This window comes from Candidatus Cloacimonadaceae bacterium, assembly GCA_030693415.1.
GTDB lineage: Bacteria > Cloacimonadota > Cloacimonadia > Cloacimonadales > Cloacimonadaceae > JAUYAR01.
This window is the reverse complement of record JAUYAR010000167.1, coordinates 1-1,013: the sequence shown is the minus strand read 5'-3', so window position 1 is coordinate 1,013 and position 1,013 is coordinate 1. Positions and strand designations below refer to the sequence as shown.

The 1,013-nt window shown below is 49.0% G+C and carries 1 protein-coding gene; it reads right to left on the bottom strand.

Annotated features, from left to right (window positions below):
* Positions 1 to 188: 188 nt before the first annotated feature.
* Positions 189 to 1,013 (bottom strand): formylglycine-generating enzyme family protein (locus tag Q8M98_10880; protein ID MDP3115259.1); only part of this gene is annotated, 825 nt, incomplete at its 5' end.

Genomic DNA, 1,013 nt, shown 5'->3' with positions numbered 1-1,013 from the left:
TTCCAGGATGTCATACATACAGTTCTCGATTCTGAGCCCCAAGCTATAACGGTAATTGCGCGGATACTTGGCTACGATCGGAATCAACCACTTCAACAAATTGTAGCTATCATTGATTATCTTAACCTCATTCAATTTTTTTCCTCCGGCGGGTTCCAAAGACCAAAGACCAAAGAACCAAAGTCCATTTAATGGATAGCCCTGAAGACCCGAAAGCCGAGGCCGTCGTTGCGCCCGAGACCGGGACCGAGGAAGCGGATGGCAACCCGACAGCCGACGTCACCCGTGGCCCAAGAACCACCACGCAGCACGCGATAATCACCTGAGCTTGCCCCGCGGGGGTCGGAGCTTGGGCTTTTGCCATAGTATTCCTCATCATACCAGTCCCAACACCATTCCCAGACGTTGCCGGTCATGTCGTATATGCCAAGTTCATTGGCGGTTTTTGTCCCAACGTCTTTGGTTCTGCTGCCGGAGTTGCCATTATACCATGCCACGGTATTGATGTCATTTGAGCCGCTGTATTTGTAGCCTTTGCTCCGATTTCCTCCCCGGGCGGCATATTCCCACTCCGCTTCGGTGGGTAATCTAAAGCCGTTGGCAGTCCAATCACAAGCTATGGTTCCGCTGCTCCAGCTTGACGGTTTTGTGTTGCCCCCGATGCTGTAACAAGGTTTCAGACCCTCTTTGAGGCTGCGTTTGTTGCAATAGTCGATTGCGTCATACCATGACACTTGCTCCACCGGTAGATTGTCGCCTTCAAAATAGGAGGGATTGGTTCCCATTACATCTCGCCACTCTTTCTGCGTCACTTCATATTTTCCGCTGTAAAAGGATGATACCGTCACCTGATGCACAGGTTTTTCATCGCTCTCACCATCATTCGATCCCATCTTAAAAGAGTCGCCCTGCACAAAGATCATGGAAGGTGCATTATTACTTTTTCGGATCCATAAAAAGATCAATATAAAGATCACGATACTGCCGATAATCAGAAGCATATTTCTAAGTTT